Raw genomic sequence first — 19,973 nt, 5'->3', positions numbered from 1 at the left:
GAACATTGCGGTATTAGTTGTTTAGCGTTTATGTCTTATTCAAATATTTGACCGGGGGAATTTAAATGAAGGTATTTTTAAAACGCATCGCTGCCGTTTCAGTTTTAGTTTATTCGGTAACGTTAGGTGTGCAGGCGGATGTGCGTCAACTAATCCCTGAAACAACTTTAAAAGCTTTTGCTGAGGAAACCTCGGGCGTTGCAGCGAAAAGAAACCTTGATCAGATTACCTTGTTTCACCGTACACGTGCAAGCCGTCAGTATCATGACGCGGTGGTTCATATTGAAAATCAGCTAAAAGAATATGGATTTGACACAGTTGAAGTCATGGAGTTTCCTGCCGATGGTAAAACGATGTTTGGCACGCAAAAGTCGCGCTATGCCTGGAATGTAGACTTTGCAGAACTATGGTTGCTGGATGGTGAAGGCAATAAAGACAGGCGTTTAGCCAGTTGGGATGCGATGCCCTTGAGTGTTGCACAAGACAGTTTGTCTGGTGCTGCAACAGCCAGCCTTGTTGATATTGGTGAAGGAACGACTGATGCGCACTACGAAGGTTTGGATATTCGCGGTAAGCTTGTTTTAACAGAGAGTCAGCCCGGTGCTGTTGCTGATCTTGCTGTTGGGAAATACGGCGCCGCCGGCATTGTTTCTTATGCGCCTAATCAGAAGACAGCATGGTGGAAAGAAGATGACCGTTTGGTGCGGTGGGGTCATTTATCATCTTTTCCGAACGAGAATGCCAAAACATTTGGGTTTATGATTTCACTGGGTGAAGCGCGAAAACTGCAGGCGCGTCTGCAAAACGGAGAAGAAGTGCACTTGAATGCTAAAATTGATGCACACCATACCGTTGGTACATATGAATTAATAACAGCTACTATTGATGGTGCTGATCCTGTTTTGAAAGAACAGGAAATTGCGTTCACCTGCCACCTTGATCATCCACGACCCGGCGCTAACGATAACGCATCAGGTTGTGTTGCAATCCTTGAATCCGCACGTGCAATGAAGAAGCTGATTGATGAGGGTAGTCTGCCGCGCCCTAAACGGACCATTCGCTTTATCTGGCCCGCTGAAATCGAAGGCAGTATTATCTTTCTTGCTGCACGCCCGGATATTGCCGCGCGTATCAAAGCTAACATTCATATGGATATGGTTGGCGGAGGCCTCGATAGTAAGGCTGTGTTTCGTATTGCAAGTTCACCTTACAGCGTGCCAAGTTTTATCCCTGATGTAGGGCATGCCATTGGTCAATTTGTAAACAATGAGACACTGGCGTTTGCGAGTGGTCTAGCAACAAACTTTCCACTGCATTCTGCTGAAGGTGGTAAAGAACCTTTGATGGCAATCATGGAAGGGTTTTCTTCTGGCAGTGATCATCAGGTGTTTAATGAAGGTAGTTGGGGTATTCCGGGTATATACCTGCATGACTGGCCTGACCGGTATATTCACACCAACTTTGACACCGCAGCGACAATAGACCCAACCAAATTGAAGCGTGCTTCGTTTGTTGGTTCATCAACTGCATGGTTTTTGGCTAACATAGGTGCTGAGAGCATTGAACCATTGCTCGCTTTGTTAAAGAATAATGCTGTCGCAAGAACAGCGGTGTTGATGATGCAAGCACAAGGTATGAACAGCGATGATCGGACAAGGATGAATGATGTCCATTGGAAACATGAGGCAGGCAAGCTCGATAGTCTGTCCATATTTTTGCCTGATGCGAAACAAGAGGTTTCTAAATCAACTAATTTTCTGGACGAATTAAGAGCAGTAGTATCAACATCGACAATTGCTGTGGTTAACGGAAATGCTGCCACTGTATTTACGCGCAATGCAGGGATTAAAGGACCAATGAGCGCATTTGGATATGGCTATCTTGAAGACAAGCTGAATGCTGACGAACGCTCGCTTGTAAAACTTTCAGGTACCTATGCGTATGAAGCGCTTAATCTAGTAAACGGCAAGCGCACAGTGCAAGACATCCGTGATGTACTGTCAGCGCAATTTGGCCTTGTTAGCGTCAGTGATGTTTATGATTACTTGTCAGCGCTTGAAAGCATCAATGTAATTAGTAGATGAAAAACTTTGGAGGCGGGTTAATCTTCGTCTTCAAGTTCAACAACTTCAATGTTTCCACGGTTGGCAGTTAAGGCAAGATTGCCAGCCATTAGTTTACGAGCGTCCTTGCCGAAAATGTCGTTGCGCCATCCATGAAAAGCGCGCAGGTCAATTTTTTCAGGTTCAGCAGCCCATGCTTCAAGTTCTGATGCATTGGCAATCATGCGAGTTGCAACACGTGCTTGTTCGCATTTTATCTTTAGTAGGACTTTCAACAAGTCAGCCATGGGTGGTGTTGCCGGGCGTGGTTTTGCACGTGCAATTTGAGGTAAATCATCATCTGGAATATTACGGCCGCGATCCAGTGCGTCCATGAGGTTCTTACCTGAGCGAGAACGCCCAAATCCATTAGGTACACCACGTATTTTATCAAGGCCGGATGTATCTTTTGGTGGATGCGCCGCTATCTCAAACAAAACTTCGTCCTTAGCGACACGGTTACGTGGAATATCGCGTTCTTGTGCCTCTACTTCTCGCCATTCAGCAAGGCTTTGCAATATACCAAGAAAACGCGGTTTATTGGTTCGAACTTTCAGTCGCTTCCACGCTTCTTTCGGCTCAATTGTGTACAAACCGACCTCGGTCAATGGCGCTATTTCTTCTGCGACCCAAGATTCGCGTCCGGTTTTTTCAAGCTCGCTCTTCAGCTTGCGATATATATCACGCAGGTAAGTCACGTCGCCTATTGCATATGATAGTTGTGTATCTGATAGTGGACGCTTGGACCAATCAGTATAACGCGCAGATTTATCAAGTTGCCCACCGGTTAACTTATTCACCAATGTTTCATAACCAACCGAATCGCCAAAGCCACACACCATAGCTGCTACCTGTGTGTCAAAAATAGGCCTTGGAAGTTGACCAACCATATTAACGAATATTTCAAGATCCTGGCGACAGGCGTGCAATACCTTAACTACATTTTCATTTGCCATCAGGTCAAAAAATGGCGCCAGATCGATGCCTTCAGCAAGCGGATCAATGGCTGAAGCGTCCTCGTCATCAGCAATTTGTATAAGGCAAAGCTTGGAATAATAGGTGTTGTCGCGCAAAAATTCCGTATCGACTGTAACAAATTCCGCCGTTTTTAGGCGGTCACATAATTTGATGAGTTCACTGGTTGTCGTAATCGGCTGAATTGAAGAAGGCTTCATGTAGGTTTCCGTATTTGTTTGGCGCTTCTAATACACAGTTAAGGGCGCTGCGTCACCCTTTCTGTTATGTAATTCTCCTCAGGCCTTGACAATCGGGTTTATTCATGCGTTTTTCCGGCCAAAATCAGCGATAAAATTTCGCCTCATTTACTCTTGTTTATGGTTGTTGTTATGCACGAATTTCGGTCACACACTTGTTCCGCACTCCGCAAAGAAAACGTAGGCGATACTGTCCGCCTTTCTGGTTGGGTACACCGTAAACGTGATCATGGTGGCCTATTGTTCATTGACCTGCGCGATAACTACGGCATGACTCAGTGTGTTTTTGACGTGGACAGTGCATGCTTTGCTGAAGCAGAAGCTGTGCGTGCTGAAAGCGTAATACGTATTGATGGACGCGTAAAAGCGCGCAGTGAAGAGACGATCAACAAAGATCTCGATACTGGTGATGTTGAGATTTACGTTGATGAGATGGAAATTTTGTCAGCTGCTGGCGAGCTACCACTACCCGTGTTTGGTGATACTGATTATCCTGAAGATGTGCGCCTTAAGTATCGTTTTCTTGATTTGCGCCGCGAACGGATTCACAACAATATTCTTCTGCGTTCAGATGTCATATCTGAATTGCGGTCACAAATGACAGGGCAGGGGTTTCGCGAGTTTCAAACGCCAATCCTGACGGCCTCCAGTCCTGAAGGTGCGCGTGATTTTCTTGTGCCAGCGCGTCAGCACCCTGGTAAGTTTTATGCATTGCCGCAAGCGCCACAGCAGTTCAAGCAATTGATCATGGTGTCTGGTTTTGATCGCTATTTCCAGATTGCACCATGTTTCCGTGATGAAGATGCCCGTGCAGACCGTAGCCCGGGCGAATTTTACCAACTTGATGTGGAAATGAGTTTCGTTACACAAGAAGATGTTTTCAACGCGATTGAGCCAGTGATGGTAAACGTCTTCAAAAAGTTTTCGAACAAGAAAATGGATGACGGCGCATTCCCGCGTATCCCGTTCAAAGAATCCATGCTGAAATACGGGAACGATAAACCAGATCTTCGCAACCCGATTGAAATTCAGGATGTGACCGAAATATTCCGCGGTTCTGGCTTTGGCATTTTTGCCAGCATGATCGAAAGTGGTTCAATTGTGCGCGCCATACCTGCGCCTGGTGCTGGTTTGAAATCGCGCCGTTTCTTTGACAGTACAAATGATTGGGCGAAGAAAGAAGGCTTCGCAGGGCTGGGCTATATCAATATTAAAGAAGGCGTACCAGGTGGGCCAATTGCCAAAAACCTTGGTGAAGAAACAACGCAAAAATTGATTGATCAGTTAAACCTCGGGCCGAATGACGGTGTTTTCTTTGCTTGTGATAAAGAATCAGGCGCCGCTAAGCTTGCTGGTGTTGCGCGGACCAAGGTTGGTGAAGATTTGGAACTTATCAGCGATGATGAATTCAAATTCTGCTGGATCGTCGATTATCCAATGTTTGAATATGATGAAGAAGAAAAACGGATTGATTTCTCTCACAACCCGTTCTCAATGCCGCAAGGTGGAATGGAAGCACTTGAGACAATGGATCCGCTTGATGTACTTGCGTACCAATACGACATTGTTTGTAACGGTATAGAGTTGTCTTCTGGCGCAATTCGTAATCACCGCCCAGATATTATGATCAAGGCATTTGGTATTGCTGGTTACGATGAAGCAACAGTGGAAGCCGAGTTTGGTGGTATGTTGAATGCATTCAAATACGGTGCACCGCCGCACGGTGGTTTGGCACCGGGTGTTGATCGTATCGTCATGTTGCTCGCGGACGAGCCAAATATCCGCGAGGTTATTCTGTTCCCGATGAACCAAAAAGCGGAAGATTTAATGATGGGTGCACCGAGCACGGTTGACCCTAAGCAGCTCCGAGAGCTTTATATTCGGACGGTTGAGCCGCCGAAGAAAGAGCAAGAATAACGAGATTTAAATGGAGCCTGATGGCTCCATTTTGCCTTCTAAGACCTAAACCATAATATAAATAGGAAACCGTTCATGAGTGACAATATTCTCATCATCGATTTTGGATCACAAGTAACACAATTGATTGCACGCCGTGTACGGGAGGCTGGTGTTTACAGTGAGATTGTACCGTTCAATCAGGTTGATGATGAAGTATTGAGCAATTTCGGTGCGGCGGGCATTATATTGTCTGGTGGGCCAGCCAGTGTAACAAACGAAGACACACCACGTGCCCCAGCAAAAGTATTTGAGATGGATATCCCTGTTTTGGGTATCTGTTACGGCCAGCAAACAATGGTGGCACAAATGGGTGGCAGTGTTACTGCATCGGACCATCAAGAATTTGGCCGTGCTTTTATTGATATTACTAAGCCATGCGCGCTTTTTGAAGGTGTATTGGGGCAAGGTGACAATGAACAAGTGTGGATGAGCCACGGTGACCATGTGGATGCATTACCTGATGGTTTTGAGGTTGTTGCTACCAGTGAAGGCGCACCGTTTGCTGCTATAGCAAATGAAGAAAAATGTTTTTACGGTGTTCAGTTCCATCCCGAGGTTGTGCATACACCGAAAGGAACGGAACTCCTGCAAAACTTCGTAAGCAATATATGTGGTTGTTCGGGTGATTGGACAATGGCTAGCTTCAGGGAAACAAAAATACAGGAAATCCGCGAGCAAGTTGGTGCAGGCAAGGTAATTTGCGGTTTGTCAGGTGGAGTAGATAGCTCTGTTGTCGCTGTTTTATTGCATGAAGCCATCGGTGACCAGCTAACATGTGTTTATGTAGATCATGGTTTGATGCGGGCAGGGGAAAGCGATCAGGTCGTTACCTTGTTCCGAGAGCATTATAATATAAATCTGGTGCACCGGGATGCATCTGAGCTGTTTCTTGGTGAGCTTGCTGAGGTTACAGATCCTGAACAGAAACGTAAAATTATTGGCAAGCTGTTCATTGATGTATTCGAGGAAGAAGCAAAGAAGGTTGGCGGCGCAGACTTCTTGGCGCAAGGGACGCTTTATCCTGATGTAATCGAATCTGTATCTTTCATTGGTGGCCCGTCGGTTACGATTAAATCACATCATAATGTTGGCGGCTTACCTGAGCGTATGAATATGGATTTGGTTGAGCCACTACGCGAACTTTTTAAAGATGAAGTGCGGGCTCTTGGACGTGAACTTGGCTTACATGATGATTTTGTTAGCCGACATCCTTTTCCAGGGCCCGGCCTTGCTATTCGTATCCCGGGTGAAATTACGCGCAAAAAAGCTGATATTCTACGCAAAGCAGATGCTATTTATCTTGATGAAATCAGGAAAGCTGGTTTGTACGACAACATATGGCAGGCATTCGCTGTTTTGTTACCGGTTAAAACTGTTGGTGTAATGGGTGACGCACGCACATATGATCATGTGTGTGCCATTCGTGCAGTGAATTCAACGGACGGTATGACAGCTGATTATTATCCGTTTCCGCATGATTTTCTGGGGCGCGTTGCCACGCGCATCATTAACGAAGTGCGTGGTATTAACCGGGTTGTTTATGACATTACATCGAAACCACCTGGTACGATTGAATGGGAATAGTTTATGTCATATGTTGGCTAAAAATATGGAGAGGAAATGAAACGTCATAAGTTGATTACATTGTTTTTTTTCCTGGTCATAAGCTTTGTTTATGGTGCCGGAGTTGGAATTTATAAATGGTTTCCATTTGATATTGTACAGTCGGCAAAGCGCAAGCTGGAAATTGCTACCGTTGGTAGGCTGGAATTCTTATCGATAGCGGCTCGAAATGATATCCTGAAATTTGATAGCAAGAGAAAAGAGGTAGCTTGTCCTGCATCAACCGATGGAACCGGGGTAATAGTTTCCTTGGGTCAGAGTAATGCGGCAAATTCGGCAAGCTATCTCTATTCCCCTGATGAAGTGCCTAATGTTATCAACTGGTATGATGGGCGGTGTTATAGAGCACAATCACCACTTTTGGGTGCTACTGGGAGCAAAGGTGAATGGATAAGCCGTACGGCACAGTTTTTGGTTGAAAACGGCACATATGATAATGTGATAGTGCTTTCATTAGGAGTAGGGAGCTCGCCAATAGCCGCTTGGACTTCAGGCAGCAAACTTAATGATAGATTGCTGCAAAACCTTAAAAATATTGGAAACTTATACAATGTTACGGACTTGATTTGGCATCAAGGGGAAACCGATTTGTTATGGGGCGTGGGGCAGTCTCAATATTATAATTCCTTTTTAAACCTCAAACACTCAATAAGATCTGCTGGAATTGATGCACCTATATTTATGTCAATTGCTAGTTACTGCAATGGGGGAGTTTACCCTAACAGTATTACGATGGCTCAAATGGAATTAGTTGAGAAAATTGACGGCATTGAGTTAGGTGTTAATACAGATTTGATGATTACACCACAAATGAGGCACGATAATTGTCATTTTAACCTGACTGGCCAAGATGCTGCTGCGAGTGAACTTGCGTCATTAATTGCAAGTTTTCATAAAACAAGCTGATCAGTATGTCAGGTTGAAATTGGGACACTAACCGTTAAATTGAGACAGTAGCCACAATCAAACAAAGCATTACATTTTAAAGCTTTGTTTGATTAATTGTTAAGTAAGTTTTGGTCTTAACTGTTCTGTTTCCGCAGCCAAAACATTTGCACTGTAACGCCAACCAAATATGTAATCAGGAATGCAAGATAGAAGCCCTGCAATAGCGGGTCTTCTTGTTGTGTTACGATTGGGGCATCAACTGGTAGCCTTCTTAGACCATCGGTGATAGCTGGGATCATATGGAACAGGAAAGTTGCGCTGTAAGCAATGGTTTGCAAATAGATTGATAGCCCGCGGAAAATGTTAGTGGCTTCAGCAATTCGCCCACCAGCAAGCGCAATTAAGGTTAGAACGGCAAGGCCGTGCGCCGGGTTAAATGACCCTGTTGCGTGATATATGCCGAGAGCAGAAGAGGCAGCAATCAACGTGCATATTAAGTATATTTTGCCGCTTGTGTTATCGAAGTGAATAATCTTGTGCTTAAAAAGCGATATAACGCCAGATAAGATAGCGATAATACCTACAATTGTATGAAACCAGCCAAATAGTGTGATCTCAGGCATGCTATTCTCCCTTTCATGCGGATCAAATTCTGAATTTAATCTATAGCATTATATTAGAAAAGCGAATCTAACCCACAGGAAAGTCTACGATGTGTAGGGGTTGAGTATATAAAGATTATCCTGAATTCTCGTAAATTTGATTGGTAACAGCGCACAATAATTCTAAGTTGCTGCCATATTGATTAGATTCGAAGGAATTATCATGTCGACAACACAAAAGGGTATTGCTGTTGATGCACGCCCAAAACGTCAAGCTACAGCAAAGAACATTGCATCGATGAAGGGTGGTACACCTATTGTGTGTTTGACTGCCTATATCACGCCTATGGCAGCAAGGCTTGATAAGCATTGCGATCTGCTTCTGGTTGGCGACAGTGTTGGTATGGTGCTTTACGGTATGGACAGCACTCTCGGTGTGGACTTAGATACAATGATTCGCCATGGCCGTGCGGTTTGTCGCGGTGCAGAGCAGGCACTTGTTGTCATAGACCTGCCTTTTGGTACATACGAAGAATCGAAAGAACAGGCGTTTCGTAATGCAGCACGCGCGCTATCTGAAACAGGTGCTGGTGCCGTTAAGCTTGAAGGTGGCCGCGAAATGGCCGAAACAGTCAGCTTTTTGTCTAACCGTGGCATTCCTGTGCTTGGTCATGTTGGACTGATGCCGCAAAGTGTACATGCTCATGGTGGTTACGGTGCCCGTGGCCGCAGCGTGGATGAATGGCAACCCATTATTGATGATGCCATTGCCATTGCTGAAGCCGGTGCATTTGCTGTTGTGCTTGAGGGGGTTGCCGAACCACTGGCGCGCAAAGTTACTGAAGCCGTGCAATGCCCGGTAATTGGTATTGGTGCCTCAAATGCATGCGATGGGCAGATATTGGTTACTGAAGATATGCTTGGTCTTTTTGCAATTAACCCCAAGTTTGTAAAGCGTTTTGCCGAGATTGGACGCGATATTGAAGACGCTATTGGTGGCTATGCAGATGAAGTGCGTAAGCGTTCATTTCCTGCCGAAGAGCACACTTATAAAATGCGCGGATCAAATTCCTGAATACCTGCCGCACGATTACCACAATTTACTGGTGTCTTCTCGTTGCTAATCGGAAAGCCTTTGGCTATGGTAGCCGCGAATTTAAGAACGAGTCGCGTGCATTTTGTTTAATGCCGCAAGAATTTGGCTCTGCCAAGCAACCACATGAGTTTCCAAGGAGTATGGTGTGTCGGACCTGAATTCAGACCTCCTAACGCAAGAAGTCGATGATGAGGTGCGCAGTGAGCGCATGAAGCAGCTTTGGTCTGCTTATGGAAAATATTTGATTGGGCTTGCCGTTGGTATTGTCATTATCGTTGGTGGACGTGAAGCATATACTGCGTATGTGCAATCTAAAGAAGAAGCTAGCTCTACAGCGTTTGAAGCTGCTCGCGATGCCAGTAGTATTGACGGTATTGATGCTGCTCAAGCATGGACTGATGCGCTACCAGACCTTGAGGGTGGTTACAAAACGATTGGTCGTATGCGTATTGCTGCTGCGGCGGCAAAAGACGGCAATATAACCGAGGCGGTGGCTGCTTATGATGCAATTGCCGCCGACGCTTCTGCTGATGAAAGTCTTCGCAGTTTGGCTCAATTGTTCGCTGGTATGCTCATCACGCGTGAAGGGACAGATTATGAAGACGCTCGCAGCCGTTTGTCTGTGGTCGCTATTAAGGGTGAGCCTTGGTATTATTCTGCTTTAGAACAGTTGGCATTGGTTGATCTTGAAACAGGAGATCAAGAAGCCGCACTTTCTGGTTTTAAGCAACTCACAGATGATCCGGAAACGCCGCAGGCTATACGTGCTCGTGCCCAAGAATTGCGATCTGCGCTTGAGAAAGCACTTGGTGTTGACCCGATTGCTTCAGTAGATGTGTTTGTTCCAGATGGGGGCTCACAATAATGGCTGCTGTGCAAAAAATAACATTGTTAAAACCAACCTTGTTGGCAACTTTGATGTTGTCGTTAAGTGCTTGCAGTTTCTTTGAAGGTGACGGAAAGCCAAAAGATGCTTACGACGACGAAGGCCGTGAGCGTATTTCTATCCTGACGTCTACGCAGACGTTGGATGCGGATTCTGCGATTGCCGGTTTGTCTGTCGTTTTACCAAGACCATACCGTAATGGTAATTGGGCTCTGCCGGGCGGTAATGCGTCACATAGTCTGCATCATTTGGAGATCGGCGATACTTTATCACTTGCTTGGCGTAGTAATATTGGTCGTGGCAATGAAAAATATGAACGCGTTATATCCGGCCCTGTGGCCGCCGATGGGCGCGTCTTTGTTGTTGATATTGAAGGCGATGTGTCTGCCGTGTCATTAGCTACAGGGCAGATTCTATGGAAAACTGAACTCCGTAACCCTGATGAACAAAGTGATGTTGGTTTTGGCGGCGGCGTTGCCTATGCTGGCGGTGTTGTTTATGCGACATCGGGTTTTGGTTATCTTGCTGCCTTTGATGCAACCACCGGAGCAGAGCGTTGGCGATATGATGCCGGAGTTCCATTTCGAGGTGCGCCTACTCTTGAAGGCGCAAGGGTTTTCGCCGTAACGCACGATAACCAAATGATTGCGCTCAATATTGCTGATGGCAGTTTACTTTGGGATCAGGTTGGTATTGCTGAAAACGCTGGCATGCTCGGTGCTGCAACACCTGCGGTTGATAATGGTACAGTTGTAAGTGCTCTGTCTTCTGGTGAGTTGATCGCCATGCTTGGTGGCAATGGTCGGATTTTGTGGCAGGATACACTTTCTAGCTCCCGCAGATTAACGCCGCTTGCAACGCTCGCGGACATTGATGGAAATCCTGTGATTGATCGTGGTAAAGTTTATGCGCTTAGCCATGCCGGTAGTATGGTTGCGATTGATATGCGTAGTGGTGAGCGTTCATGGGAAGCTGATATTGCCGGCGTAAACATGCCGTGGATTGCGGGTAATTTTGCATTTTTAACAACGATTGATGGACAAGTTGTTTGTGTGGCCCTTGGTGATGGTCGTGTGCGTTGGGTGACACAGCTGCAGCGCTTCCTGGATCAAGAGAAACGCCGTGATCTTATCAAATGGAATGGCCCTGTGCTTGCAGGTGACAGATTGCTTGTAACAAGCACGCATGGATATGCACTCAGCATTTCTCCGTACACTGGTGAAGTTATCAGCGGTATTGAATTGCCTGCCGGTAGTAGCACACCGCCAATTGTTGTTGATGGTACAATGGTTCTATTGACTGATAAAGGAGAGCTGGTGGCATACCGCTAAGGTGCCGCCGGATTATCTGTAATGACATTCACACTCGCAATTGTTGGCCGACCAAACGTCGGTAAATCAACGCTGTTCAATCGTTTGGTTGGCAAAAAGCTAGCTATTGTTGATGACACGCCTGGTGTAACCCGGGATAGGCGCGTGGGGCATGGACGAATTGCAGACCTTGAGTTCATCATCATGGACACTGCAGGTCTGGAAGACGGCAACCCGGGGTCGCTGCCTGATCGCATGCGTGTGCAAACTGAACGCGCACTGAAAGAGGCAGATGTTGCGCTGATGTTATACGATGCACGCGCCGGTGTAACACCGACAGACGAGCATTTTGCATCATGGCTCCGCCGCCTTGGTAAACCAGTAATTTTGGGCGCAAACAAATGCGAAGGTAATGCTGTTGTTGACGGTATATACGAAGCATACAGCCTTGGTATAGGCGAACCTATTGGTTTGTCTGCAGAACACGGAGAAGGGCTTGCAGAGCTTTATCAGGCAATTGTTGATGCACTGAATGAGCAAGGTATTGATCCATACGCTAACGAAAAAGTTGATGATGAAAAAACGAAAGAAATTGATACAGGCCCCGTTGAAGGTGACCTTGAGTATGAATTCGTTGATCATGATGAAGAACAAGATGATCGGCCTTTAAGATTGGCGGTTGTTGGTCGGCCTAATGCTGGCAAATCCACACTAATTAATTTTCTCGTTGATGAGGACCGTTTAATCACGGGCCCAGAAGCTGGTTTGACGCGCGATTCCATCGCAGTTGACTGGGAATGGGAAGGCATGGCCGTTAAGCTGTTTGATACAGCAGGCTTACGTAAACGCGCCAGGGTAACTGAAAAACTTGAGAAACTTTCTGTCGCAGATACGTTGCGCGCGGTTCAGTTTGCTGAAGTTGTTGTTTTGCTGTTGGATGCAGAAATTGGAATTGAAAAGCAAGACCTCAAGATTGCTGAACGCGTTGTGGACGAGGGGCGTGCATTAGTAATTGCTCTCAATAAATGGGATGCTGTTGACGACCGTCTTGAAGTGCATCGCCAGTTGAAAGACGCCCTGACAACGAGTTTGCCGCAGCTAAAAGGTGTTACTGTAATAAACTTCTCTGCATTAACAGGGCAAGGCACGCAAAAATTGATGCCTGCAGTTGCAGAGGCCTATGAACTATGGAATTCACGTATTCCCACTGCTGGTTTTAATAGATGGCTTGCCGATACCTTAGAAAAGCATCCAGCCCCGTCTGTTGGCGGTAGACGTATTAAAATCCGGTACGGTGCACAAATTAAAACGCGACCACCGACATTTTCGTTGTTTTGTAACAGACCAGAGTCACTGCCGGACAGTTACAAACGGTATCTGGAGAATGAATTACGCCGCGACTTTGATTTGCCTGGTGTCCCTTTGCGGTTGCACTTGAAAAAAGGTGAAAACCCTTATGAAGGCAGACGTAACAAACCGAAGAATAGTAAGCGCGGTACATATTCTCGCTAGTATCTATGCTTTGAGCAGGCGCCTATCAATACCTTTCTCATGAAGGGTACCATAAAGGTTTAACTGCATTAGTCGTTGTTTTCTGGTCTATTTCTCCGTGTACGTTGACGTGTGTGCGTGATGATTTATATTTCACTCCATGAAATATTTATTGACTGTCGCCGTTATTTTCCTGACAGCAGGTTCAATCAACGCGCAAGAATTGACAAAAATTACATTTGCTACTGACTGGAAGGCGCAAGCCGAACACGGTGGTTTTTATCAAGCCTTGGCGAAGGGTTATTACCGTGACGCTGGGCTTGATGTTACTATTCGCCCAGGTGGCCCTCAATCCGATAACCCAAGGCTTATTGCCGCGGGCGCTCTTGAGGTTGCGATGGCCTCCAATAGTTTTCAGCCTATTAACATGCGGGCTGTTGGCGTTGATGTGAAAGTGGTTATGGCCTCTTTTCAAAAAGACCCACAGGTGATGATGGTGCACCCTCATGTCGAAGCACAATCATTAGCAGATCTGCAAGGGCGTCCTGTTTTCTTATCCGATGCCGCTATCGCGGCATTTTGGCCTTGGTTAAAAGCTGAATTTGGTTTTGAAGATAAACAGATCAGAAAATACAACTACTCATTAGCTCCGTGGCTGGTGAATAAAGAGACCGTTCAGGAAGGATACTTGTCTTCTGAGCCTTTCACTGCTGTAAGAGAGGGAGTGAAGCCAAAGGTCTTCCTATTTGCTGATGCCGGCTATCCGGGCTACGCGGGCATGGTGATGGTGCGCGGTGCATACCTTAAGCAGAATAAAGATGTGGTTAAGGCCTTTGTTGAAGCATCAATAAAAGGTTGGCAAGATTATATGTACGGTAACCCCAATGCCGCCAATAAACTGATATTAAAAGATAATCCAGAGATGACGCAGCCGCTAATTGATTATGCAATTGCTGCTTTTAGGGCAAATAATATGACAGGGAAAAAGGAAAATATTGGCCATATGACGCTGGCACGATGGCGACAATTTTATAATGAAATGAGCTCACTGGATGCGGTGCCGAAAGGTGTCGATGTGGAAAGTATTTTATCGCCTGACTTTATAATGCATGAGCGGGCAAGTGATGGTGAGCGTTAATGCTAACCGCTAAAAACCTTGCTTTTTCATATGACAATGCAAAGCCTGTTTTAGATGGGTTTTCTTTGTCACTTAAAGCAGGCGAAGTGGTTTCATTGTTAGGTCCAAGTGGGTGCGGAAAATCTACCGTGCTACGCATTGTATCTGGTTTGCTGGACGCTGAGCAGGGCAGAGTGGAGTGGCATTCAGACCCTGATGTTGCCTTTGTCTTCCAAGACCCAGCCTTGATGCCGTGGGCAAGCATTGAACAGAATGTTGCACTGCCAAGTCGATTAAGCGGCAAAGTTGATGATAGCCGTGTTGCCGAAGCGCTTGCTGCGGTTAACCTGACAAGCTTGGAAAAACGCTTTCCTGCCATGCTGTCAGGTGGTCAGCGTATGCGGGCCTCTGTGGCGCGCGCCTTGTCTGCAAATCCATCCACATTGTTAATGGACGAGCCATTTGCAGCCCTCGATGAGATTTTGCGTTTTCAAATGAATGACTTGTTGCTTGATTTAGTTGCTGAGCGCGGTTTTGGTGTGCTTTTTGTTACGCATAGTTTGTTTGAGGCCGCTTATTTATCTGACCGCGTGCTTGTTATGCAGGAAGGGAAAGTTGCTGGTGAAGTGATACCGTCACTTGACCGATCTTTGACACCAAATGCGCAACGTGGGTCCAGTGCTTTCGTTAGTGCGGTTGATGCAATGACAACTCTATTGAAGGTGATCGAGCAATGAAGCGCTTTCTATTGCCAATTGCTGCTTTCACTGCGTTGTTATTGTTCTGGCAATATTATGTGACGACAAATGATGTTCCTAAATTTGTCTTGCCCAGCCCAAGCCTTATCTGGCTGGCCATTATTGATAATATGCCATTATGGCTTGATGCGTCTCTTTCGACACTGTCCGTAACAATTAAAGCGCTTTCTGCCGCTATTATCAGTGGCGTTTTACTCGCGCTTGCGTTCAGTTTAAGCAGAACATTTGAAGCCACAATTTACCCTTTTGCCATCATTCTACAAGTGACGCCAGTTGTTGCTATAGCGCCGTTAGTGATCATATGGGTTGGCATTGACAACGTTGAGCGCGCGCAGGTCATTATTGCCTGGATTGTCGCTTTCTTCCCCATTCTGGCCAATATGTCAGCCGGGTTGAAGTCTGTGGATGCAAATTTAAGTGACTTGTTTACTTTATACGGGGCCACACGATTGCAGCGGTTCCGGTTGTTGCTTTGGCCAACTGCGCTGCCCTATTTGCTTGCAAGCCTTAAAGTAAGTGGTGGTTTGGCGCTTATTGGCGGTGTGGTTGCTGAATTTGTTGCAGGCTCGGGGACGGCAACTGGTCTTGCTTGGCGCATTATCGAGGCAGGTAATCGGCTACAAATCGAAAAAATGTTTGCTGGTTTGTTCATGCTGGCCATCATCGGTATGTTGGTTTTCTACAGTTTTGCTTTGCTGGAATATTATGTTTTGAAACGCTTCGGGCAAGAGAATACTTAAGCATTTATTCCTGTGTTTTTAGACACAATACCCACTGTTGCCACTGGTGTTCCGTCTTTGTTAAAGAACGGTGTTGGTTTACTGCCATCTCGTATTTTCCATTTGATAAATTTTGATAAAACTCGAAGGCCGCTAACAAACTTTGAAGATTTCACCTTCAAATCATTTGGTAAAGGTGGCTGTGAAAATTTGACCATAATTTGATTGCTAATAGGTCCGAGCGCAGCAGCTTTGTCATTAGATTTGGCAAAGAAGGTTGTTATAAACCCAATGAAGGGCACTTTGGCGTTAACGGTGTTGCCGATCGGTGTTTTGCAGCAACCAGTGTACCAACGATGCATGCCTTTAGGGTTTAGGCGCATGCAGCATAAGTGTTCAGTGCCAGTTGTTATCTCTATAGTTGCCGGCGACATTTGGAATATGTCTGTACCACCATGACGGTCTAGTATTGTATTCTGTTGACCAAGTTCTCTTGCAAATGCCTGGCAGTCATCACAGTAACAAACAACGTGAATGCCTGTTTTCGGTGAAATATCACGCGCAACACCTTTTACAGAACCACACGAGCATTCAAGATTTAGGTCTGTCATATATTCACCCTCAGTTTATTGCTCTTAATTACACGAAATGTTGGCCTGCATAAACACCGATGCGACAGTTTAGTCCTTGAACGCCATATATTTCCCCGCTACCAAGGCGTCATGATTTTTCAAACGCAAGATAAAGATCGCCGCGTGGTTGGCTATTGGCTACTGTTTATGGTCGCTGTTGTGTTCCTAATGGTGATGGTTGGCGGCGCGACACGCCTGACAGAGTCCGGCTTGTCTATGACTGATTGGCGACCAGTAACGGGCACATTGCCGCCTTTATCAGACACAGCATGGCAAGCTGAATTTGATAAATACCAACAGAGTCCCGAGTACCGGTTACGTAATAGCGGTATGAGCCTCGAAGACTTCAAAGGGATTTTCTATTGGGAGTGGGGGCACCGGCTGTTGGGGCGGTTGATCGGCTTGTTTTTCTTTGTACCCCTTGTTTGGTTCTGGATACGGAAACGTATTCCAGCTGGATACAAGCCGCGCTTGTTAGTGTTGTTTATCCTTGGTGGGTCTCAGGGTCTGCTTGGCTGGTATATGGTGATGTCGGGCCTCGTTGATGAACCTGCGGTCAGTCATTACCGTCTCACTGCACACTTGATGCTTGCGCTGTTTATATTGGCTGCATTGCTTTGGACTGCATTGTCTCTGTTAAACCCAAAACCTGTATCAGGTTCGCCGAAGCCATTGAAAATACTCACTCATATAACAATGAGCGTATTGTTATTGCAGTTAATCATGGGGGCATTGGTTGCAGGGCTGAAGGCTGGTTTAATATTCAATACTTGGCCAATGATGGGCGAGGGCTTTGCCCCGGATGGTTTGTTTGCCATGTCTCCAATTTGGCGCAATGTGATTGATAATGCCATCACTGTTCAATTTGATCACCGTATCGGTGCATACGTTCTTACAAGTTTAGTATTGCTAATAGTTTGGTATGCACGTCGCGCGCCTCTTGAGATAAAGCACGCAGCTACCTATGTATTGATTGCAATTGTTGTCCAAATGTTGCTGGGTATAATAACTTTAGTTTATGAAGTGCCAGTATTTTGGGGAACAGCGCACCAAGGTGGTGGTGCCTTGGTTTTAATAACAATAATAAACCTGATGCATAAGCAGCGAAAAGGGGATGCCATATGACCGAAACAGAGAATTCGGAATATGTAACTATTTATTCAACCGTAGAAAATGAAGACGCCGCAGTGCATATGGCGACCAGTTTGGTGAGAGACAAACTGATTGCTTGCGCTAATCTCAAAAGCGGTATGCGTTCGATCTATGAAGTAGATGGAATTATCCAGTTTGAAAGTGAAGTTATGTTGATCATGAAATCACAGCGTATTCTGGTTGATAAAGTGATTGAACGAATTAAAGAAATGCATAGCTACCAAACACCTTGTATCACAGTTTGGCCTATCATTGATGGTAATGTCGATTACTTATCTTGGATTAAGCATCAAACAATAAATACCCATTAATAATAATTAGTTATTTAGTTATCCAAATGTTTTGAATTATGATGTTATTGTCACTTGTTTGACTAACAGAATATTCATTTGAATTTGCAAAGGCTGTGCTACCGCTTACAGATATGCCCCAGCCTTTGCCATTCATACTGCTACTTACTGCCCATGGATATAAAGAACTGTTACCGAATGGGCTATTGACTGCTGTGTCTCCGGCGATATGGAATTGTGGTGATAGCAAAAGGTCAATATTCTGACTTTTCAAGTACGTATTAACGCTTTCATCCAGAGTGTCGCTTCCGATGACGACGGCATACTTGATGCCGTTTAGGGAGAAAGTAGGTATGAATTCAGCGAGTGATTTTTTGGCAACATGTTGTTCGGCTGCATTTGGGGTTGCTTGCCGAATGGCGTCACCTTGAGGTTTGCCGTCTGGACCAAAAACAAAGCTGGCATGAAATATTGGACCATGACCGTATGTAATGCCGTCGGGATAAATCCCGGGTGTCATCATTAACATAGAGCCCGCAACAATTGTAACGCCGTAGTTTTGAGCGATTGCCGAAAATGCAATCTGATATGTATCAGCGGCGTTTTTGGTTTGCGCCCTTATTGTGGCAGCGATCAAGGGGTCTTCGGCATCGAAAACATAATAGTTCTTTAAAAAGGCGGGCAGGTTGTAAGCGAGCAATGGTATCATTGCTGATTTGATACTAGCTGCACTATAAACGCGTGATTTATGTCCAGTAGCAAGTAGTGGTGTGCCAATATGTGCTGGAAGAACAACAATGGTATTGTCGTTAAACCAGCCTTTTTCCTTTGCTGCATCAAAATAGTCGTTCAATTTAGCTTTAAAATGCCTGCCAGTAGCATAATCTTCTGGCTGCATTACGGGAGCAATGCTTACAACATTAATTGAAGCAGAATCGCTGTTACCGTGATTTTCAAATGTGACCGTGTTGTTTGGTGCCTCAGGTAACTTAACGCTGAATCCTGGCCAATATAGATAGGTAACGGCCCCAAGGAGGGCCGCTATCGTTATTGTCTTTTTCAAATGCCGTTTTAACACAGCTGTTACGATCACTTAAACATCCGACAATTTCACAACTTGTTTGCCAAAGTTTTTACCGCCAAGCATATCAATGAAAGCTTGTGGGGCGTTTTCTAGGCCTTCAGCAACGCTTTCGCGGTACTGCATTTTACCTTCTTTTAACCAGCCAGCACCAATGCCGACCCATTCACGGCAAAGTTCAGGGTAATTTGATACAATAAAGCCCTGCATGCGTACGCTGCGACCTACCAGAATAGCCATATTGCGCGGCCCGGCGGGCATATCGTCAAGTGTTGAGTTGTACATTGAAATCATACCGCATAGTGCAACCCGTGCATTCATGCGCAGGTTAGATATGACAGCTTCAAGAACAGGGCCGCCAACATTCTCAAAGTAGACATCAATGCCTTTCGGGTTTGTTGCTGCCACTGCTTTGTAAACGTCTTCGGTCTTATAGTTGAACGCAGCATCGAAACCGAGTTCGTCTTTGAGGTATGCGACTTTGTCATCAGTGCCAGCGCTTCCCGCCACGTGACATCCCATGTTTTTACCAATCTGCCCGACAACTTGGCCAACAGCACCGCTGGCAGCAGAGACGAATAGGTTTTCGCCTTCTTTCATCTCAGCAACACCTTTCAGGCCCACGTATGCTGTCATGCCTGGCATGCCAAGAATGCCAAGATAATAGGAAAGGGGAGCTAGGTCAGGGTCAACGGCATTATAGCCAGCGCCGTCAGTGACCGTGTAGTTGGCCCAGTCACCCATACCAACAACATATGTACCTTCTTTGAAAGGCCCATCATTTGAAGCAATAACCTTGCCGACAATACCGCCTTGCAGTGGTGCGCCGATCTGGAACGGTGGCACATAGCTTTTTACATCATTCATTCGGCCACGCATGTATGGATCCACAGACATATAAGCTGTTTCAATAACTATTTGACCTGCTGCGGGCTCTGGCACATTGCCTTCAGAAACTTCAAAATTATCAGCGGTTGGCCAACCATGTGGTCGGCTTTTTAGTAGTACCTGCTTGTTAGACATTATGTTTTATCTTTCATTTATGCGGATATC

The 19,973-nt window shown here is 45.7% G+C and carries 18 protein-coding genes; 13 read left to right on the top strand and 5 right to left on the bottom strand.

What is annotated here, in order from left to right; genetic code table 11:
- Positions 1-65 precede the first annotated feature (65 nt).
- On the top strand, positions 66-2,084 hold the full coding sequence (locus OEU88_RS11230; RefSeq protein WP_262695265.1) for a M28 family peptidase: 2,019 nt from the start codon (positions 66-68) through the stop codon (positions 2,082-2,084).
- Positions 2,085-2,101: 17 nt separating this feature from the next.
- On the opposite strand, the gene rnd is transcribed toward OEU88_RS11230, so the two are convergent.
- Complete coding sequence (rnd, locus tag OEU88_RS11225; RefSeq protein ID WP_262695264.1) at positions 2,102-3,277, bottom strand: ribonuclease D; 1,176 nt, start codon at positions 3,275-3,277, stop codon at positions 2,102-2,104.
- A gap of 171 nt (positions 3,278-3,448) precedes the next feature.
- Here rnd and aspS point away from each other — a divergent pair, with 171 nt between their 5' ends.
- The 3 genes from aspS (at position 3,449) to OEU88_RS11210 (ending at position 7,804) form a co-directional block, all read left to right on the top strand.
- A complete protein-coding gene (gene aspS, locus OEU88_RS11220) occupies positions 3,449-5,233 on the top strand; it encodes an aspartate--tRNA ligase (protein ID WP_262695263.1) in 1,785 nt (594 codons plus the stop codon).
- Between the two features lie 75 nt (positions 5,234-5,308).
- Positions 5,309-6,859, top strand: a complete 1,551-nt coding sequence (guaA, locus tag OEU88_RS11215; protein WP_262695262.1) for a glutamine-hydrolyzing GMP synthase — start codon at positions 5,309-5,311, stop codon at positions 6,857-6,859.
- A 36-nt stretch (positions 6,860-6,895) separates the two neighbouring features.
- Positions 6,896-7,804, top strand: a complete 909-nt coding sequence (locus tag OEU88_RS11210) for a sialate O-acetylesterase (RefSeq protein WP_262695261.1) — start codon at positions 6,896-6,898, stop codon at positions 7,802-7,804.
- A 116-nt stretch (positions 7,805-7,920) separates the two neighbouring features.
- On the opposite strand, the gene OEU88_RS11205 is transcribed toward OEU88_RS11210, so the two are convergent.
- On the bottom strand, positions 7,921-8,409 hold the full coding sequence (locus OEU88_RS11205; RefSeq protein WP_262695260.1) for a DUF2306 domain-containing protein: 489 nt from the start codon (positions 8,407-8,409) through the stop codon (positions 7,921-7,923).
- A gap of 202 nt (positions 8,410-8,611) precedes the next feature.
- On the opposite strand from OEU88_RS11205, the gene panB reads away from it, so the two are divergent.
- The 7 genes from panB (at position 8,612) to OEU88_RS11170 (ending at position 15,786) form a co-directional block, all read left to right on the top strand.
- A complete protein-coding gene (panB, locus tag OEU88_RS11200) occupies positions 8,612-9,463 on the top strand; it encodes a 3-methyl-2-oxobutanoate hydroxymethyltransferase (protein ID WP_262695259.1) in 852 nt (283 codons plus the stop codon).
- 166 nt (positions 9,464-9,629) lie between these two features.
- Positions 9,630-10,349, top strand: coding sequence for a tetratricopeptide repeat protein (locus tag OEU88_RS11195; protein ID WP_262695258.1), 720 nt, complete (start codon positions 9,630-9,632; stop codon positions 10,347-10,349).
- On the top strand, positions 10,349-11,701 hold the full coding sequence (locus OEU88_RS11190; RefSeq protein WP_262695257.1) for a PQQ-like beta-propeller repeat protein: 1,353 nt from the start codon (positions 10,349-10,351) through the stop codon (positions 11,699-11,701). Before OEU88_RS11195 ends, OEU88_RS11190 begins: the two co-directional genes overlap by 1 nt.
- 21 nt (positions 11,702-11,722) lie before the next feature.
- Positions 11,723-13,192, top strand: coding sequence for a ribosome biogenesis GTPase Der (gene der / locus OEU88_RS11185; protein ID WP_262695256.1), 1,470 nt, complete (start codon positions 11,723-11,725; stop codon positions 13,190-13,192).
- 139 nt (positions 13,193-13,331) lie between these two features.
- Complete coding sequence (locus OEU88_RS11180; RefSeq protein ID WP_262695255.1) at positions 13,332-14,309, top strand: ABC transporter substrate-binding protein; 978 nt, start codon at positions 13,332-13,334, stop codon at positions 14,307-14,309.
- Entirely contained in the window at positions 14,309-15,025 is a 717-nt protein-coding gene (locus OEU88_RS11175; RefSeq protein ID WP_262695254.1) for an ABC transporter ATP-binding protein, read from the top strand. The genes OEU88_RS11180 and OEU88_RS11175 overlap by 1 nt, the downstream gene beginning before the upstream one ends.
- A complete protein-coding gene (locus tag OEU88_RS11170) occupies positions 15,022-15,786 on the top strand; it encodes an ABC transporter permease (RefSeq protein WP_262695253.1) in 765 nt (254 codons plus the stop codon). Before OEU88_RS11175 ends, OEU88_RS11170 begins: the two co-directional genes overlap by 4 nt.
- Here OEU88_RS11170 and OEU88_RS11165 read toward each other — a convergent pair.
- Positions 15,783-16,376, bottom strand: a complete 594-nt coding sequence (locus OEU88_RS11165; RefSeq protein WP_262695252.1) for a DUF6151 family protein — start codon at positions 16,374-16,376, stop codon at positions 15,783-15,785. The two genes, OEU88_RS11170 and OEU88_RS11165, sit on opposite strands and share 4 nt — an antisense overlap.
- A gap of 111 nt (positions 16,377-16,487) precedes the next feature.
- Here OEU88_RS11165 and OEU88_RS11160 point away from each other — a divergent pair, with 111 nt between their 5' ends.
- Both OEU88_RS11160 and cutA read left to right on the top strand, forming a co-directional pair.
- Positions 16,488-17,522, top strand: a complete 1,035-nt coding sequence (locus OEU88_RS11160; protein WP_262695251.1) for a COX15/CtaA family protein — start codon at positions 16,488-16,490, stop codon at positions 17,520-17,522.
- Positions 17,519-17,860 (top strand): divalent-cation tolerance protein CutA, encoded by a 342-nt coding sequence (gene cutA / locus OEU88_RS11155; RefSeq protein WP_262695250.1) that lies wholly within the window; start codon positions 17,519-17,521, stop codon positions 17,858-17,860. The genes OEU88_RS11160 and cutA overlap by 4 nt, the downstream gene beginning before the upstream one ends.
- Before the next feature lie 10 nt (positions 17,861-17,870).
- Here the strand turns inward: cutA and OEU88_RS11150 are convergent, their stop codons facing one another.
- Together OEU88_RS11150 and OEU88_RS11145 are read right to left on the bottom strand one after the other, a co-directional pair.
- Entirely contained in the window at positions 17,871-18,932 is a 1,062-nt protein-coding gene (locus OEU88_RS11150; protein ID WP_262695249.1) for a carbon-nitrogen hydrolase family protein, read from the bottom strand.
- Positions 18,933-19,943, bottom strand: a complete 1,011-nt coding sequence (locus tag OEU88_RS11145) for an NADP-dependent oxidoreductase (protein WP_262695248.1) — start codon at positions 19,941-19,943, stop codon at positions 18,933-18,935. It lies immediately after the preceding gene.
- Positions 19,944-19,973: the final 30 nt, after the last annotated feature.

The sequence above is a fragment of the Kordiimonas aquimaris genome (genome assembly GCF_025574485.1).
Lineage (GTDB): Bacteria > Pseudomonadota > Alphaproteobacteria > Sphingomonadales > Kordiimonadaceae > Kordiimonas > Kordiimonas aquimaris.
Note: the sequence above shows the minus strand (reverse complement) of the source record. Positions and strands in the feature narration are given on the sequence as shown.

Bases quoted from the DNA above. Each gene is read 5' to 3' on its own strand.
- OEU88_RS11180 (WP_262695255.1), top strand. From the start codon at position 13,332: ATGAAATATTTATTGACTGTCGCCGTTATTTTCCTGACAGCAGGTTCA.
- OEU88_RS11230 (WP_262695265.1), top strand. From the start codon at position 66: ATGAAGGTATTTTTAAAACGCATCGCTGCCGTTTCAGTTTTAGTTTAT.
- OEU88_RS11175 (WP_262695254.1), top strand. From the start codon at position 14,309: ATGCTAACCGCTAAAAACCTTGCTTTTTCATATGACAATGCAAAGCCT.
- OEU88_RS11210 (WP_262695261.1), top strand. From the start codon at position 6,896: ATGAAACGTCATAAGTTGATTACATTGTTTTTTTTCCTGGTCATAAGC.
- panB (WP_262695259.1), top strand. From the start codon at position 8,612: ATGTCGACAACACAAAAGGGTATTGCTGTTGATGCACGCCCAAAACGT.
- guaA (WP_262695262.1), top strand. From the start codon at position 5,309: ATGAGTGACAATATTCTCATCATCGATTTTGGATCACAAGTAACACAA.
- OEU88_RS11190 (WP_262695257.1), top strand. From the start codon at position 10,349: ATGGCTGCTGTGCAAAAAATAACATTGTTAAAACCAACCTTGTTGGCA.
- OEU88_RS11170 (WP_262695253.1), top strand. From the start codon at position 15,022: ATGAAGCGCTTTCTATTGCCAATTGCTGCTTTCACTGCGTTGTTATTG.
- OEU88_RS11145 (WP_262695248.1), bottom strand. From the start codon at position 19,943: ATGTCTAACAAGCAGGTACTACTAAAAAGCCGACCACATGGTTGGCCA.
- der (WP_262695256.1), top strand. From the start codon at position 11,723: ATGACATTCACACTCGCAATTGTTGGCCGACCAAACGTCGGTAAATCA.
- OEU88_RS11165 (WP_262695252.1), bottom strand. From the start codon at position 16,376: ATGACAGACCTAAATCTTGAATGCTCGTGTGGTTCTGTAAAAGGTGTT.
- cutA (WP_262695250.1), top strand. From the start codon at position 17,519: ATGACCGAAACAGAGAATTCGGAATATGTAACTATTTATTCAACCGTA.
- rnd (WP_262695264.1), bottom strand. From the start codon at position 3,277: ATGAAGCCTTCTTCAATTCAGCCGATTACGACAACCAGTGAACTCATC.
- OEU88_RS11160 (WP_262695251.1), top strand. From the start codon at position 16,488: ATGATTTTTCAAACGCAAGATAAAGATCGCCGCGTGGTTGGCTATTGG.
- aspS (WP_262695263.1), top strand. From the start codon at position 3,449: ATGCACGAATTTCGGTCACACACTTGTTCCGCACTCCGCAAAGAAAAC.
- OEU88_RS11205 (WP_262695260.1), bottom strand. From the start codon at position 8,409: ATGCCTGAGATCACACTATTTGGCTGGTTTCATACAATTGTAGGTATT.